The sequence below is a fragment of the Streptomyces sp. DSM 40868 genome (assembly GCF_011820545.1).
GTDB lineage: Bacteria > Actinomycetota > Actinomycetes > Streptomycetales > Streptomycetaceae > Streptomyces > Streptomyces eurythermus.
Genome location: NZ_CP050504.1, coordinates 2,548,230 through 2,564,349, shown reverse-complemented (window position 1 = coordinate 2,564,349; position 16,120 = coordinate 2,548,230). Strand labels below are relative to the sequence as shown.

Sequence of the window (16,120 nt, the reverse complement as noted above, 5' to 3'; positions counted from 1 at the left end):
CCCCCGAGAGGCGGCCCGGCATCCGGCAGGGGTGCGGGCCGTTTCTCGTGCTCTCACGGCCCTCGGCTTCTCGCGGCCGCTCAGGGCCCGGTCGCCGGTGGCGCCCGGCGGGCGGAGCCGTACCGGGCGGGGCAGAATGCCCGCGTGAACGCCGACAGCCGTACGGCCCCGCCAGAGGTTCCCGGCGGCGCCCCCCAGCCCGCACCCCACGGCACCCCACGGCCCGTACCGCACGGCGCCCCGCACCCGGCGGCGCCCGCCGTGGGCGTGCCCGTCCGGCGCCGGCTCGCCGCCCCCCTCGGGCTGCTGGCGGCCGTGGCCGGGGCCTTCGCCTACGTCGGCGCGGTCGACCCCAACGAGAGCGGCCACTACCCCGCCTGCCCCCTGTACCTGCTCACCGGCCTGTACTGCCCGGGCTGCGGCGGACTGCGCAGCGCGCACGCGTTCGTCCACGGCGACCTGCTCACCGCGCTGCACGCCAACGCGCCGGCCGTGGCCGCCTACCTGGGCTTCGCCGTCCTGTGGACCGTCTGGACGGTCCGCGCGGCACGCGGCAAGCCCCTGCGGCTCGGCCTCGGCCCCCCGCACATGTGGGCCGTCGCCGCCCTGCTGCTGGCGTTCACCGTCCTGCGGAACCTGCCGGCCGGCGGCTGGCTCCGCCCCTGACCGCACCGGCGAACGGATGTCCACGGAGTGGGACCGCCGTCAACCGGATGCGAAGCCACCGCACCTCTGCGGATACCATCGCAATTGACCACGGGCTTTTCGGAGCCTGAAGGAACCCACCGTCTGGAAGGGGGCCGCTCGCGTGAGTGTGCTCGACGAGATCATCGACGGAGTCCGTGCCGACCTCGCCGAGCGGCAGGCCCGTGTCAGCCTCGACGAGCTCAAGGAGCGCGCGGCCAAGGCCCCCGCCGCCAAGGACGGGGTGGCCGCGCTCAAGGGCGACGGCGTCAAGGTGATCTGCGAGGTCAAGCGGTCCAGCCCCTCCAAGGGCGCGCTGGCCGCCATCGCCGACCCGGCCGGCCTCGCCGCGGACTACGAGGCGGGCGGCGCGGCCGTCATCTCCGTCCTCACCGAAGAGCGCCGCTTCGGCGGCTCGCTCGCCGACCTGGAGGCCGTCCGCGCCCGCGTGGACATCCCGGTGCTGCGCAAGGACTTCATCGTCACGTCGTACCAGCTGTGGGAGGCCCGCGCGTACGGCGCCGACCTCGCGCTGCTGATCGTGGCCGCGCTGGACCAGCCGGCCCTGGAGTCGCTGATCGAGCGCGCGGTGTCCATCGGCCTGACCCCGCTGGTCGAGGTGCACGACGAGGACGAGGTCGAGCGGGCGGTGGACGCGGGCGCCAAGGTCATCGGCGTCAACGCGCGCAACCTCAAGACGCTCGAGGTCGACCGGGGCACCTTCGAGCGGGTCGCCCCGGAGATCCCCGACCACCTCGTGAAGGTCGCCGAGTCCGGTGTGCGCGGCCCGCACGACCTGATCGCCTACGCCAACGCCGGCGCCGACGCGGTCCTGGTCGGCGAGTCCCTGGTCACCGGCCGCGACCCGAAGGCGGCCGTCGCCGACCTGGTCGCCGCGGGCGAGCACCCCGCACTCCGGCACGGCCGGGGCTGACTCCCGCTAGGCTGGACCCGATGACTCCCACCATGACGACCGTGGACCGGCACGCGCGCCTGGCGCGCGGCTGCCGTCCGCGTGGCTGTCGCGCGCCCGCGCGGCGCGTGCACGGCCGTCGCGTCCGGTACGTCATCGGTGACGAACCCGGGCAGGTCAACGGGCGTCGATGGCAGCGCGCCCCCTAGGGGCGCGGGACTCCATCTGATATGCGGCTACCGCCGCGCGGGCGCGACAAGCCACATCCGGCCCGCAGCCGACAGACGACCCGAGCCCCACGGCGATCGGTTTTTCCCAAGAGACTCACCGTGAGGTTTCCGCATGCCCAGCGAATTCTTCATCCCCGACCCGGAGGGTCAGGTCCCCACCGCCGAGGGCTACTTCGGCGCGTTCGGCGGCAAGTTCATCCCGGAGGCCCTCGTCGCCGCCGTGGACGAGGTCGCCGTCGAGTACGACAAGGCCAAGAACGACCCCGAGTTCGCCCGCGAACTCGACGACCTGCTGGTGAACTACACCGGCCGCCCGTCGGCGCTCACCGAGGTCCCCCGCTTCGCCGAACACGCCGGCGGCGCCCGTGTCTTCCTCAAGCGCGAGGACCTCAACCACACCGGCTCCCACAAGATCAACAACGTGCTCGGCCAGGCCCTGCTCACCAAGCGCATGGGCAAGACCCGGGTCATCGCCGAGACCGGAGCCGGCCAGCACGGCGTCGCCACGGCCACCGCCTGCGCGCTGTTCGGCCTGGACTGCACCATCTACATGGGCGAGGTCGACACCCGGCGCCAGGCCCTGAACGTGGCCCGCATGCGCATGCTCGGCGCCGAGGTCGTCGCCGTGAAGTCCGGCAGCCGCACCCTGAAGGACGCCATCAACGAGGCGTTCCGGGACTGGGTCGCCAACGTCGACCACACCCACTACCTGTTCGGCACGGTCGCCGGCCCCCACCCCTTCCCGGCCATGGTCCGCGACTTCCACCGGGTCATCGGCGTCGAGGCCCGCCGCCAGCTCCTGGAGCGCGCCGGCCGTCTGCCGGACGCGGCCGTCGCCTGCGTCGGCGGCGGCTCCAACGCCATCGGCCTCTTCCACGCCTTCATCCCCGACGAGGGCGTCCGCCTGATCGGCTGCGAGCCGGCCGGCCACGGCGTCGAGACCGGCGAGCACGCGGCCACCCTCACCGCCGGCGAGCCCGGCATCCTGCACGGCTCCCGCTCCTACGTCCTCCAGGACGACGAGGGCCAGATCACCGAGCCGTACTCCATCTCGGCCGGTCTGGACTACCCGGGCATCGGCCCCGAGCACTCCTACCTGAAGGACTCCGGCCGCGGCGAGTACCGCGCGGTCACCGACGACGCGGCCATGCGGGCACTGCGCCTGCTGTCGCGCACCGAGGGCATCATCCCGGCCATCGAGAGCGCCCACGCCCTGGCCGGCGCCCTGGAGGTCGGCCGCGAGCTGGGCCCGGACGGCCTGATCGTCGTCAACCTCTCCGGCCGCGGCGACAAGGACATGGACACCGCCGCGCGCTACTTCGGCCTGTACGACACCGACGCCGAGGTGGCGGCCGACGCCGCCGACACCGCCGAGATCGAGGGGGACGCCAAGTGAGCGGGAACATCCAGCTGCTGTCGGACACCCTCGCGGGCGCCAAGGCCGAGGGCCGGTCCGCGCTCATCGCCTACCTCCCGGCCGGGTTCCCGACCGTGGACGGCGGCATCGAGGCCATCAAGGCCGTCCTGGAGAGCGGCGCGGACGTCGTCGAGGTCGGTCTGCCGCACAGCGACCCGGTCCTGGACGGTCCGGTCATCCAGACCGCCGACGACATCGCCCTGCGCGGCGGGGTGCGGATCGCCGACGTCATGCGCACGGTCCGCGAGGCCCACCGGGCCACCGGGAAGCCGATCCTGGTCATGACGTACTGGAACCCCATCGACCGCTACGGCGTCGAGCGCTTCACCGCCGAGCTGGCCGAGGCGGGCGGCGCCGGCTGCATCCTGCCCGACCTGCCGGTGCAGGAGTCGGCGCTGTGGCGCGAGCACGCCGAGAAGCACGGCCTCGCGACGATCTTCGTGGTGGCGCCGAGCAGCAAGGACGAGCGGCTCGCCGAGATCACCGCGGCGGGCAGCGGCTTCGTCTACGCCGCCTCGCTCATGGGCGTCACCGGCACCCGCGAGTCCGTCGGCGCGCAGGCCCAGGACCTGGTCCGGCGCACCCGTGCCACCGGCACCGGCCTGCCCGTCTGCGTCGGCCTCGGCGTCTCCAACCGGGCCCAGGCCGCGGAGGTCGCCGGCTTCGCGGACGGCGTGATCGTCGGCTCGGCGTTCGTGAAGCGGATGCTGGACGCGCCGGACGAGGCCGCCGGCCTCGCGGCGGTCCGCGAGCTGGCCGGGGACCTCGCGAAGGGCGTGCGCGGACAGGCGTGAGCGCGGAGCCGGTACGGGCCGATGTCCCGTACCGGATGATTCGGTCACTCGAACGGGTGGACCTCGGACCGGGGAGGCGCGCTGCGCCTCCCCGGTTCGTTCTGGGGGTGTGAGCGAGAAGAACCGTGACGGAAAGCGCACCGCCCGGGAGCGGCTGGCGGTCGAGCGCGAGAAGCAGAAGGCCGCGGACAGGCGACGGCGGCGGCTGATCGTGGGCGCGAGCGTCGTCTGCGTCCTGGGCCTGGCGGCGGTGATCGGCGTCGTCGCCGCGAACGCCGGCAAGGACAAGAGCACCAAGGCGGGCCCGGCCGTGGCCCCCTCGGGCGCGCAGGGCAAGGACAGCCTCGCGATCCCGGTCGGCAAGGACGGCGCCAAGTCGACGCTCACCGTCTGGGAGGACTTCCGCTGCCCGGCCTGCCAGGCCTTCGAGACGGCGTACCGGCCGACGCTCCACGAACTGACCGACGCCGGCAAGCTCCGGGTCGAGTACCACCTGGTCCGGCTGATCGACGGCAACCTCGGCGGCACCGGTTCGCTGCGCGCCGCCAACGCCGCGGCCTGCGCCCAGGACGCCGGAAAGTTCCGTGACTACCACGACGTGCTGTTCGCGAACCAGCCCAAGGAGACCGACGACGCCTTCGCGGGCAACGACAAGCTGATCGAGCTGGCCGGCAAGGTGAAGGGCCTGGACACCCCCGCCTTCCGCAAGTGTGTCCAGAACGGCACCCACGACGGCTGGGTGGACAAGTCCCACCAGGCATTCAAGTCCGGCAACTTCGGCGGCACCCCGACCGTGCTGCTCGACGGCAAGAACATCTACGAGGACCGGACGATGACCCCGGCCAAGCTCAAGCAGCTGGTGGAGGCGGCCGACCGCGGGTGAGCGTTCCCGACGCCCCGTTATGGACCCGTAGCCGGGCTGCTTGCCCTCCCCATGGCCCGGCACGGTAGCGTCGGACCTGCCATGAACCTTGCCTACATCCCCAGCCCGTCGCACGGGGTGCTGTACCTCGGCCCCATCCCGCTGCGCGGCTACGCCATCTGCATCATCATCGGCGTCTTCGTTGCCGTCTGGTTCGGCAACAAGCGCTGGATCGCCCGCGGCGGGCAGTCCGGCACGGTCGCCGACATCGCCGTCTGGGCCGTGCCGTTCGGCCTGGTCGGCGGCCGGCTCTACCACGTGATCACGGACTACGAGCTGTACTTCAGCGAGGGCCGTGACTGGGTGGACGCCTTCAAGGTGTGGGAGGGCGGCCTGGGCATCTGGGGCGCGATCGCGCTCGGCGCGCTCGGCGCCTGGATCGGCGCGCGGCGCCGGGGCATCCCGATGCCCGCGTACGCCGACGCCGTCGCGCCCGGCATCGCGTTCGCGCAGGCCATCGGCCGCTGGGGCAACTGGTTCAACCAGGAGCTGTACGGCCACGAGACCCACGTCCCCTGGGCGCTGCACATCACCTCCGCCGAGGGCGGCCGGGTGCCGGGGTACTACCACCCGACGTTCCTCTACGAATCCCTGTGGTGCGTCGGTGTGGGCCTGCTGGTGATCTGGGCGGACCGCCGCTTCAAGCTGGGGCATGGCCGGGCGTTCGCCCTGTACGTCGCCGCGTACTGCGCGGGCCGCGGCTGGATCGAATACCTGCGCGTGGACGACGCCCACCACATCCTGGGCCTGCGCCTCAACGTCTGGACCGCGCTGGTCGTCTTCCTGCTGGCGGTGACGTACATCGTGGTGTCGGGGAAGAAGCGGCCGGGGCGGGAGGCCGTGGTCGAACCCGCGTTCGCCTCCGGCGGTCCGGCCGGGGGTACGGAGGCCGTCGTCGGCGGTGCGGAGAAGAACCCCGGGGGCACCGAGGCCGTCGCCGACGCCGAGGAGAAGCGGGCCGGGGAGCCGGGCGAGGAATCACCGGAGGACGAGGCGAAGCCGGCGAAGAAGGTCTGACCGCCGGTTCCCCGACGACGGTCCGACCGTCGGTTCTACGACGCCGAGGGCGCCCGGAGTGTTCCGGGCGCCCTCGGCGTGTGCGGGCGGTGGTGTGCGGTGGGTGCGGCACCGCCGGACACCGCCGTCGTGGTGGATCGCCGTCGCGGCGGAAGAACAGCCGCGTCCGCGCACGGAGGCGGGTGCTCATGTGCCGTACTGGGCCTCGATCTCCGGGCGGTACGGCATCGACACCGACGCTCCTTCCCGCTGGACGGAGATCGCCGCCGCGGCGGCCGCCCAGGTCAGGGCCTCGCGTACCGGTTTCTCCTCGGCGAGGGCCACGGCGAGCGCGCCGACGAAGGTGTCGCCCGCGCCGGTGGAGTCGACGGCGGTCACCCGGGGCGCGGGGACCACGAGCGGCTCGGCGCCCCGGGTCAGATACAGGCAGCCGGTCGCGCCCAGGGTGACGACCACCTCCGGCACCAGCTCCAGCAGGGCCGCCGCCGCCTCGCGCGGGTCGGTGCGGCCGGTGAGGGTGACCGCCTCGTACTCGTTCGGCACCAACAGGTCGACGGCCTGGAGCAACTCGGGCGGCAGCGGCTGGACCGGCGACGGGGTGAGCACCGTACGGACCCCGTGCCGGTGGGCCGCCCGGGCGCCCGCGACGACCGCCGGGAGCGGGATCTCCAGTTGCAGCAGCAGGGCGTCGGCGGTGGCGATCACCCCCTCGTCGCCGGGGGAGAGGTGGTCCACGGTGCCGTTGGCGCCGGGGACGACGACGATCGCGTTGCCGCCCTCGGCGTCCACCACGATGTGCGCGGTGCCGGACGGACCCTGCACCGTGCGCAGGAAGTCGGTGTCCACGCCGGAGTGTTCGAGGGTGTCACGCAGCCGCGCGCCGTAGGCGTCGGTGCCGACCGCGCCGATCATCGAGACGGTCACGCCGGCCCGGGCCGCGGCGATCGCCTGGTTGGCGCCCTTGCCGCCGGGCACCGTACGGAACTCCCGTCCCGTCACGGTCTCCCCGCGCTCGGGCGCCTTGTCGACATAGGTGACCAGGTCCATGTTGGTGCTGCCGAGCACCGCGATATGGGTCATGGGCGGGTCGCCTCCAGGTGCGTGAGGTGGGCGAGGGCGTCGAAGCCGCAGCCGTCGAACTCGGCGAGGGCACTGGCGAGCCGGTTCTTCAGCGGCGCCCGCCAGCGTTCGGGCAGCGCGCCGGGGGTCCCGGCGAGGAGCCCGGCGACGCTGCCGGCGGTCGCGCCGGTGGAGCCGGTGGCCCAGCCGCCGGACACGGCACGGCAGATGGAGCCGGCGAAGTCGCCGTCGGCGTGGGTGAGGGCGGCGGCGATCAGCGCGGTGTTGGGGACGGCGTGGGCCCGGTGGTGGGTGGCGGCGTAGCGGGCGTGCAGTTCGTCCACGACGTCCTCGAAGTCCTCGGTGGTCCGGGCCAGTCGGACGGCGTGGTCGACGGCCGCCGCCAGCCGGGAGCGGGGCGGGACCACCGCACGGCCGGCCCGCAGGCAGGCGTGGACGTCGTGGGTGCCCGGGGCGGCGGTGGCGATGACGGCGGCGGTGAACATCGCCGCGTAGACGCCGTTGGCGGTGTGCGTGAGGACGGCGTCGCGGTAAGCCTGCCCGGCGGCGGCTGCCGGGTCGCCGGGGTTGGTCCAGCCGTGCACGTCGGCGCGGACCAACGCGCCCGTCCACTCGCGGAACGGGTTGCGGTGGCGGGCGGTGTGCGGGGGCTCGATGCCGCAGAGCAGATTGCGGTAGGCGACGCGCTCGGCGGTGGCGGTGCGGCCGGGCGGCAGCTCGTCGAGCCAGAGCCGGGCGACGTCGTCGGTGCCGAAGTGCCGTCCGTGGCGCCGGAGCAGCAGCAGATTGAGGAGCGCGTGGTCGTAGTCGTCGTCCGCGGGCATGCCGTCGATGTTCTCGGCCAGGCAGGTGGCGGCGCAGCGGCGGTCCCAGGGGTGGGCGGCGAGGAGGTCCCCGGGCACCCCCCTGGCGGTGAAGTAGCCGGTGAGGGGCCGGTTTCCGGACGCCGCGGCGAGGGCGCGGATGCCGTCGAGGGGGAGGTTTCCGACGGGTTTGCCGAGGAGGCGGCCGATGGCCCGGCCGAGCCAGGCGGCTTCGAGGGCGCGGGGGTCCGGTGCGGTGGCGGCCCGCCCGGCGGGCCAGTCGGGGCACAGGGACGTGATGCGGGCCAGGTCGGTCGGCTCGTCCTCGGCGAAGCGGCCGGGCAGGTCGGCGAGTTCGTCCAGCAGGTCCTCCGCCAGCAGGCGCAGGTAGCGGGAGACGCCGTGCGCGGAGGCGCCGGCCCGCTCCGGCGCGTCGGGGCCGCCGGCCGTCCGCCAGCGCGCCTCGACCGCCTTCGGCTCGCGCCCGTCCAGACGGGCCTGGCGCAGCTCGTGCCCCAGCAGGTCCTCCGGCTGGACCCAGGTCAGACGGAGCACGGGCGGCCTCCCGGCGCGGTGGACGCCCGCTCCCGGGCGGGGCCGTGGCCGGCGATCCGGCCGGAGAGCCCGCGGGCGGCCTCGGTGAGCGGCCGGGCGGGGCGCGGCCGGGCGGGGTGGCGGGTGGCGGTCGCGGCCGGGGCGCCGGTGAGGGGGCCGGCGAGCGCGTGCGGGGCCGGGGCGCTGCTTTGCTGTGCTGTGGGCGTCATGCCCCGAATCATCCTCCTGGGCGGCCCTGTTGTGCGGCTTCCGGGAGTCCGGCGCGTTCCGCCGTCCGGGTGCGGGTGCCGGGGCGTGCGGAGGTGTCCCACGGGTGGACCGCTGGAAGCGAAAGCCGCAGGTTAGCCGAGCCTTTCCTTGCTGGCGGAGGGGAAGTCGACGGCGTAGATTTGGGCTTGTCGAAAAATAGAACCGATCCAAAGTTAGCTTTGGCTAAGCTTTCCTATTTCCTGGGGGGCCCGCATGGCCATCATCGAAACCGAGGCGGCGCTGCACGAAGCGCACCGCGACAACCACACCCACCGTGATGTGAACGGGGGATGGCTGCGGCCCGCGGTCTTCGGCGCCATGGACGGCCTGGTCTCCAACCTCGCCCTGATGACGGGCGTGGCCGGCGGCTCCGTCAGTCAGCACACCATTGTCATCACCGGTCTCGCCGGCCTCGCGGCCGGTGCCTTCTCCATGGCGGCCGGGGAGTACACCTCCGTCGCCTCCCAGCGCGAACTGGTCGAGGCGGAACTCGACATCGAGCGCCGTGAGCTGCGCAAACACCCGCAGGACGAGGAGGCGGAGCTGGCCGCGCTGTACGTGGCCCGCGGGGTGGAGCCGGAGCTGGCCCGGCAGGTCGCCCGGCAGCTGTCCAGCGATCCCGAGCAGGCCCTGGAGATCCATGCCCGCGAGGAGCTGGGCATCGACCCCGGCGACCTGCCCTCCCCGCTGGTCGCCGCCGTGTCGTCGTTCGGGGCGTTCGCGCTCGGTGCCCTGCTGCCCGTCCTGCCGTATCTGCTCGGCGCGACCGCGCTGTGGCCCGCCGTGCTGCTCGCCCTCGCCGGTCTCTTCGCCTGCGGTGCCGTGGTGGCCAAGGTGACCGCGCGGACCTGGTGGTTCAGCGGGCTGCGGCAGCTCGCGCTGGGCGGTGCGGCGGCCGGTGTGACGTACGCCCTGGGCAGTCTGTTCGGAACGGCCGTAGGATAGCTCGACCGGTACTTATGCGATGGGCCGCATAAGTACCCGTTACCCGCTGGTTTCGACTGCTTTACGACGGGGCATGAGCCGTAAGCGCTGTGGGCAATGACGCCTGCCGCGCCCCCTCGGGGCGGGTGATGACGCCCGCTCCGGCCCCCTCGGGCCGCCGGACGCCGATCCGACCGATCCTGTCCGGCACGGCCCCCACACAACGTCGCCGTCACCGCACGGCACCCGCCGTCCCGTACGGCACCGAGCCGTCACCGCACGGCATCGCCGCGTACGCGCGGCACCTCCGCCGCGACCGCGGCGTCCGCATGCTGGAACGAAGTATCCGGTTCCCGGGAACCGCTCCATCATGTAACCTGCACGAAATTTTGATCTCATCGCAGATCTCACGCAGAGGGCCAACGTCGTCCCTCGGCACCTGCCACATGCCACATGACGACGACGGGAGAGCCGATGCGTACGCCGCGCCAGCCGTCCCAGCACTCCACGAACGGCCGAAACTGGTCGTTCATGGATGCTCGCCCTGCTGCGCAGGGTATGTACGACCCCCGCAACGAACACGACGCGTGCGGCGTCGGTTTCGTCGCCACCCTTACCGGCGAGGCGTCCCACACCCTGGTCGAGCAGGCACTTACGGTGCTGCGCAACCTGGAGCACCGTGGCGCCACCGGCTCCGAGCCCGACTCCGGCGACGGCGCGGGCATCCTCTCGCAGGTGCCCGACGCCTTCCTCCGTGACGTGGCCGGATTCGACCTTCCCGCGGCCGGTTCCTATGCGGTAGGCATCGCCTTCCTGCCGGAGGAGGGAACCGAGGACGCCGTCTCACAGATCGAGACGATCGCCGCCGAGGAGGGCCTGACGGTCCTCGGCTGGCGCGCCGTCCCGGTCGCCCCGGAGCTGCTGGGCGCCACCGCCCGCTCCACGATGCCGGTGTTCCGGCAGGTCTTCGTGACCGACCGTGTCAGCGAGGGCATCGCCCTGGACCGCAAGGCGTTCGTGCTGCGCAAGCGCGCCGAGCGCGAGGCCGGGGTCTACTTCCCCTCCCTGTCCGCCCGGACCATCGTCTACAAGGGCATGCTGACCACCGGCCAGCTCGAGCCCTTCTTCCCGGACCTGTCCGACCGCCGGTTCGCCTCCGCGATCGCGCTGGTGCACTCCCGGTTCTCCACCAACACCTTCCCGTCGTGGCCGCTCGCGCACCCGTACCGGTTCGTCGCGCACAACGGTGAGATCAACACCGTCAAGGGCAACCGCAACTGGATGGTCGCCCGCGAGTCCCAGCTGGCCTCCGACCTGTTCGGCCCGCAGGAGAAGCTGGACCGCCTCTTCCCCGTCTGCACCCCGGACGCCTCCGACTCGGCCTCCTTCGACGAGGTCCTGGAGCTGCTGCACCTGGGCGGCCGTTCGCTGCCGCACTCCGTGCTGATGATGATCCCGGAGGCGTGGGAGAACCACGACTCCATGGACCCGGCCCGGCGCGCCTTCTACCAGTTCCACTCCACGATGATGGAGCCCTGGGACGGCCCCGCCTGCGTCACCTTCACCGACGGCACCCAGGTCGGCGCCGTGCTCGACCGCAACGGTCTGCGCCCCGGCCGCTACTGGGTCACCGACGACGGTCTCGTCGTCCTCGGCTCCGAGGTCGGCGTCCTCGACATCGACCCGGCCAAGGTCGTCCGCAAGGGCCGCCTCCAGCCCGGCCGGATGTTCCTCGTGGACACCGCCGAGCACCGCATCATCGAGGACGACGAGATCAAGGCGTCCCTCGCCGCCGAGAAGCCCTACGCCGAGTGGCTGGAGGCCGGCGAGATCGAGCTGGGCGACCTGCCCGAGCGCGAGCACATCGTGCACACCCACGCCTCGGTCACCCGCCGCCAGCAGACCTTCGGCTACACCGAGGAAGAGCTGCGCGTCATCCTCGCCCCGATGGCCCGCACCGCCGCCGAGCCGATCGGCTCCATGGGCACGGACTCCCCGATCGCGGCCCTGTCCGAGCGCCCGCGGCTGCTGTTCGACTACTTCACCCAGCTGTTCGCGCAGGTCACCAACCCGCCGCTGGACGCGATCCGCGAGGAGCTGGTCACCTCCCTGCGCAGCTCGCTCGGCCCGCAGGGCAACCTGCTGGAGCCGACCGCCGCCTCCTGTCGGTCCGTCGTGCTGCCCTTCCCGGTGATCGACAACGACGAGCTGGCCAAGCTCATCCACATCAACGCCGACGGCGACATGCCCGGCTTCAAGGCCGCCACGCTCTCCGGCCTGTACCGGGTCTCCGGCGGCGGTGACGCCCTCGCCGCGCGCATCGAGGAGATCTGCGCCGAGGCCGACGCCGCCATCGGCAACGGCGCCCGGCTGATCGTCCTGTCCGACCGCCACTCCGACGCCGAGCACGCGCCGATCCCCTCGCTGCTGCTCACCGCTGCCGTCCACCACCACCTCATCCGCACCAAGCAGCGCACCCACGTGGGCCTGCTGGTCGAGGCCGGCGACGTCCGCGAGGTCCACCACGTCGCCCTGCTCATCGGCTACGGCGCCGCCGCGGTCAACCCCTACCTGGCGATGGAGTCGGTGGAGGACCTGCTGCGCGCGGGCACCTTCCTCAACGGCATCGAGCCCGAGCAGGCCATCAAGAACCTGATCTACGCCCTCGGCAAGGGCGTGCTGAAGGTCATGTCCAAGATGGGCATCTCCACCGTCGCCTCCTACCGCGGCGCCCAGGTCTTCGAGGCCGTCGGCCTGGACGAGGGCTTCGTGGAGAAGTACTTCAACGGCACCGCCACCAAGATCGGCGGCGTCGGCATCGACGTCATCGCCGAGGAGGTCGCCGCCCGCCACGCCAAGGCCTACCCGGCCTCCGGCATCGCCCCGGCGCACCGCGCGCTGGAGATCGGCGGCGAGTACCAGTGGCGCCGCGAGGGCGAACCGCACCTGTTCGACCCGGAGACGGTCTTCCGCCTCCAGCACTCCACGCGGGCCGGCCGCTACGACATCTTCAAGAAGTACACCTCCCGGGTGAACGAGCAGTCCGAGCGCCTGATGACGCTGCGCGGCCTGTTCGGCTTCAAGTCCGACCGCAAGCCGATCCCGCTCGACGAGGTCGAGCCGGTGAGCGAGATCGTCAAGCGCTTCTCCACCGGCGCCATGTCGTACGGCTCCATCTCCAAGGAGGCGCACGAGACCCTCGCCATCGCCATGAACCAGCTGGGCGGCAAGTCCAACACCGGTGAGGGCGGCGAGGACCCGGAGCGCCTGTACGACCCCGCGCGGCGCAGCGCCATCAAGCAGGTCGCCTCCGGCCGCTTCGGCGTGACCAGCGAGTACCTGGTCAACGCGGACGACATCCAGATCAAGATGGCCCAGGGCGCCAAGCCCGGCGAGGGCGGCCAGCTGCCCGGCCACAAGGTCTACCCGTGGGTCGCCAGGACCCGGCACTCCACGCCGGGCGTCGGCCTGATCTCGCCGCCGCCGCACCACGACATCTACTCCATCGAGGACCTGGCCCAGCTGATCCACGACCTGAAGAACGCGAACCCGCGGGCGCGGATCCACGTCAAGCTGGTCTCCGAGGTCGGCGTCGGCACGGTCGCGGCCGGTGTGTCCAAGGCGCACGCGGACGTCGTGCTGATCTCCGGCCACGACGGCGGCACCGGCGCCTCCCCGCTCACCTCGCTGAAGCACGCGGGTGGCCCCTGGGAGCTCGGCCTCGCCGAGACCCAGCAGACCCTGCTGCTCAACGGGCTGCGCGACCGGATCGTCGTCCAGACCGACGGCCAGCTGAAGACCGGCCGGGACGTGGTCATCGCCGCGCTGCTCGGCGCCGAGGAGTTCGGTTTCGCCACCGCCCCGCTGGTCGTCTCCGGCTGCGTGATGATGCGCGTGTGCCACCTGGACACCTGCCCGGTCGGCATCGCCACCCAGAACCCGGTGCTGCGCGACCGCTTCGCCGGCAAGGCCGAGCACGTGGTGAACTTCTTCCGGTTCATCGCCGAGGAGGTCCGCGAGCTGCTGGCCGAGCTGGGCTTCCGCTCCATCGAGGAGGCCGTCGGCCACGCCGAGGTGCTGGACGTCGAGCGCGCGGTGGACCACTGGAAGGCGCAGGGCCTGGACCTGGAGCCGCTGTTCCACGTGCCCGAGCTGCCCGAGGGCGCCGTCCGCCACCAGGTGGCCGCCCAGGACCACGGCCTGGAGAAGGCCCTGGACAACGAGCTGATCAAGCTCGCCGCCGACGCCCTGGCCGCGAACGACGCGACCGAGGCCCAGCCGGTGCGCGCCCAGGTCGCCATCCGCAACATCAACCGCACGGTCGGCACCATGCTCGGCCACGAGGTGACGAAGAAGTTCGGCGGCGCGGGCCTGCCCGACGACACCATCGACATCACCTTCACCGGCTCCGCCGGCCAGTCCTTCGGCGCGTTCCTGCCGCGCGGCATCACGCTGCGCCTGGAGGGCGACGCCAACGACTACGTCGGCAAGGGCCTGTCCGGCGGCCGGATCGTCGTCCGCCCGGACCGGGCCGCCGACCACCTCGCCGAGTACTCGACCATCGCGGGCAACACCATCGCCTACGGCGCCACCGGCGGCGAGCTGTTCCTGCGCGGCCGTACCGGTGAGCGGTTCTGCGTCCGCAACTCCGGCGCGCTGGTCGTCTCCGAGGGCGTGGGCGACCACGGCTGCGAGTACATGACCGGTGGTCACGCGGTCGTCCTCGGCCCGACCGGCCGCAACTTCGCGGCGGGCATGTCCGGCGGCGTCGCCTACGTCGTCGACCTCGACCGCGACAACGTCAACGCCGGCAACGCCGGTGCGATCGAGGCGCTGGACGAGACGGACAAGCAGTGGCTGCACGACGTGGTGCGCCGCCACGCCGAGGAGACCGGCTCGACCGTCGCGGCCAAGCTGCTGGCCGACTGGGACACGGCCGTGGAGCGCTTCAGCAAGATCATCCCCAGCACGTACAAGGCAGTGCTCGCCGCCAAGGACGCCGCCGAGCGAGCCGGTCTCTCCGAGACCGAGGTCACCGAGAAGATGATGGAGGCGGCGAGCAATGGCTGACCCGAAGGGCTTCCTGAACCACGGCCGTGAGGTCGCCAAGACCCGCCCCGTCGCCGAGCGGGTCAAGGACTGGAACGAGGTCTACGTCCCCGGCTCCCTGCTGCCGATCATCAGCAAGCAGGCCAGCCGCTGCATGGACTGCGGCATCCCGTTCTGCCACAACGGCTGTCCGCTGGGGAACCTGATCCCCGAGTGGAACGACTACGCCTACCGCGAGGACTGGGCCGCCGCCTCCGAGCGGCTGCACGCCACCAACAACTTCCCGGAGTTCACCGGCCGGCTCTGCCCGGCCCCGTGCGAGTCGGCGTGTGTGCTCGGCATCAACCAGGCGCCGGTCACCATCAAGAACGTCGAGGTCTCGATCATCGACAAGGCGTGGGACAGCGGGGACGTCGCCCCGCAGATCCCCGAGCGCCTGTCCGGCAAGACGGTCGCGGTCATCGGCTCGGGCCCGGCGGGGCTCGCCGCCGCCCAGCAGCTGACCCGGGCCGGCCACACGGTCGCCGTCTACGAGCGCGCCGACCGCGTCGGCGGGCTGCTGCGGTACGGCATCCCCGAGTTCAAGATGGAGAAGCGGCACATCAACCGCCGTATCGAGCAGATGCGCGCGGAGGGCACCCGGTTCCGCACCGGTGTGGAGATCGGCCGCGACATCAAGGCGACCGACCTGAAGAAGCGCTACGACGCGATCGTGATCGCCGCCGGTGCCACGACCGCCCGTGACCTGCCGGTGCCGGGCCGCGAGCTCAAGGGCATCTATCAGGCGATGGAGTACCTGCCGCTGGCCAACAAGGTGCAGGAGGGCGACTACGTCACGGCTCCCATCTCGGCCGAGGGCAAGCACGTCGTCGTCATCGGCGGCGGCGACACCGGCGCGGACTGCGTCGGCACCGCCCACCGGCAGGGCGCCGCCTCCGTCACCCAGCTGGAGATCATGCCCCGCCCGAACGACGAGCGGCACCCGATCGCCCAGCCCTGGCCGACCTTCCCGATGCTCTACAAGGTCACGTCGGCGCACGAGGAGGGCGGCGAGCGGGTCTACTCCGTCTCCACCACCCACTTCGAGGGCGACGAGGACGGCAACGTCCAGTGGCTGCACCTCACCGAGGTGGAGTTCATCGACGGCAAGCTGGCCCCGAAGCCCGGCACCGAGCGGAAGATCCCGGCCCAGCTGGTCACCCTCGCCATGGGCTTCACCGGCACCGACCGGGAGAACGGCCTGGTCGAGCAGTTTGGTCTAGACCTCGACGAACGGGGTAACATCGCCCGCGACGCCGACTTCCAGACCAACGTGCCGGGTGTGTTCGTCGCCGGTGACGCCGGCCGCGGCCAGTCCCTCATCGTCTGGGCGATCGCGGAGGGCCGCTCGGCCGCCCGCGGAGTCGACCGCTATCTGACCGGGGCCAGCGACCTGCCGGCCCCGATCCGCCCGACGGACCGCGCCCTGGCGGTCTGACGCGCG

General features: G+C 72.5%; 12 protein-coding genes. 9 read left to right on the top strand and 3 right to left on the bottom strand.

All coding sequences use genetic code 11. The annotated features are described in order from the left end of the window. Positions 1-261 precede the first annotated feature (261 nt). From HB370_RS11540 to lgt, 6 genes are all read left to right on the top strand, one after another. Positions 262-666 carry a DUF2752 domain-containing protein gene (locus HB370_RS11540; RefSeq protein ID WP_244406022.1) on the top strand — a complete coding sequence of 135 codons (405 nt, stop codon included), beginning with the start codon at positions 262-264 and terminating at the stop codon, positions 664-666. Positions 667-808: 142 nt separating this feature from the next. Further along, a complete protein-coding gene (gene trpC / locus HB370_RS11535; protein ID WP_030783565.1) occupies positions 809-1,618 on the top strand; it encodes an indole-3-glycerol phosphate synthase TrpC in 810 nt (269 codons plus the stop codon). A gap of 321 nt (positions 1,619-1,939) precedes the next feature. After that, a complete protein-coding gene (gene trpB, locus HB370_RS11530) occupies positions 1,940-3,223 on the top strand; it encodes a tryptophan synthase subunit beta (RefSeq protein WP_030783568.1) in 1,284 nt (427 codons plus the stop codon). After that, entirely contained in the window at positions 3,220-4,038 is an 819-nt protein-coding gene (trpA, locus tag HB370_RS11525) for a tryptophan synthase subunit alpha (protein ID WP_030783571.1), read from the top strand. Before trpB ends, trpA begins: the two co-directional genes overlap by 4 nt. A 109-nt stretch (positions 4,039-4,147) precedes the next feature. Beyond that, positions 4,148-4,921: a thioredoxin domain-containing protein gene (locus tag HB370_RS11520; protein ID WP_030783574.1), complete on the top strand. Its 774-nt coding sequence runs from the start codon at positions 4,148-4,150 to the stop codon at positions 4,919-4,921. Positions 4,922-5,002: 81 nt separating this feature from the next. Beyond that, positions 5,003-5,977 carry a prolipoprotein diacylglyceryl transferase gene (gene lgt / locus HB370_RS11515; protein WP_030783577.1) on the top strand — a complete coding sequence of 325 codons (975 nt, stop codon included), beginning with the start codon at positions 5,003-5,005 and terminating at the stop codon, positions 5,975-5,977. Between the two features lie 186 nt (positions 5,978-6,163). Here the strand turns inward: lgt and rbsK are convergent, their stop codons facing one another. The 3 genes from rbsK to HB370_RS11500 are packed head-to-tail and all read right to left on the bottom strand — an operon-like array spanning position 6,164 to position 8,624. Beyond that, positions 6,164-7,057 (bottom strand): ribokinase, encoded by an 894-nt coding sequence (gene rbsK, locus HB370_RS11510; protein ID WP_030783579.1) that lies wholly within the window; start codon positions 7,055-7,057, stop codon positions 6,164-6,166. Further along, complete coding sequence (locus HB370_RS11505) at positions 7,054-8,415, bottom strand: ADP-ribosylglycohydrolase family protein (RefSeq protein WP_030783582.1); 1,362 nt, start codon at positions 8,413-8,415, stop codon at positions 7,054-7,056. Before HB370_RS11505 ends, rbsK begins: the two co-directional genes overlap by 4 nt. Next, positions 8,403-8,624 (bottom strand): hypothetical protein, encoded by a 222-nt coding sequence (locus tag HB370_RS11500; protein WP_030783584.1) that lies wholly within the window; start codon positions 8,622-8,624, stop codon positions 8,403-8,405. The genes HB370_RS11505 and HB370_RS11500 overlap by 13 nt, the downstream gene beginning before the upstream one ends. 253 nt (positions 8,625-8,877) lie before the next feature. Between HB370_RS11500 and HB370_RS11495 the strand changes: the two genes are divergently transcribed. The 3 genes from HB370_RS11495 to HB370_RS11485 all read left to right on the top strand — a co-directional run bounded on the left by HB370_RS11495 (position 8,878) and on the right by HB370_RS11485 (position 16,114). After that, positions 8,878-9,609 carry a VIT1/CCC1 transporter family protein gene (locus HB370_RS11495; RefSeq protein ID WP_030783588.1) on the top strand — a complete coding sequence of 244 codons (732 nt, stop codon included), beginning with the start codon at positions 8,878-8,880 and terminating at the stop codon, positions 9,607-9,609. 537 nt (positions 9,610-10,146) lie between these two features. Then, positions 10,147-14,658, top strand: a complete 4,512-nt coding sequence (gltB, locus tag HB370_RS11490) for a glutamate synthase large subunit (RefSeq protein ID WP_030783591.1) — start codon at positions 10,147-10,149, stop codon at positions 14,656-14,658. Continuing rightward, entirely contained in the window at positions 14,651-16,114 is a 1,464-nt protein-coding gene (locus HB370_RS11485; protein ID WP_030783595.1) for a glutamate synthase subunit beta, read from the top strand. The genes gltB and HB370_RS11485 overlap by 8 nt, the downstream gene beginning before the upstream one ends. Positions 16,115-16,120: the final 6 nt, after the last annotated feature.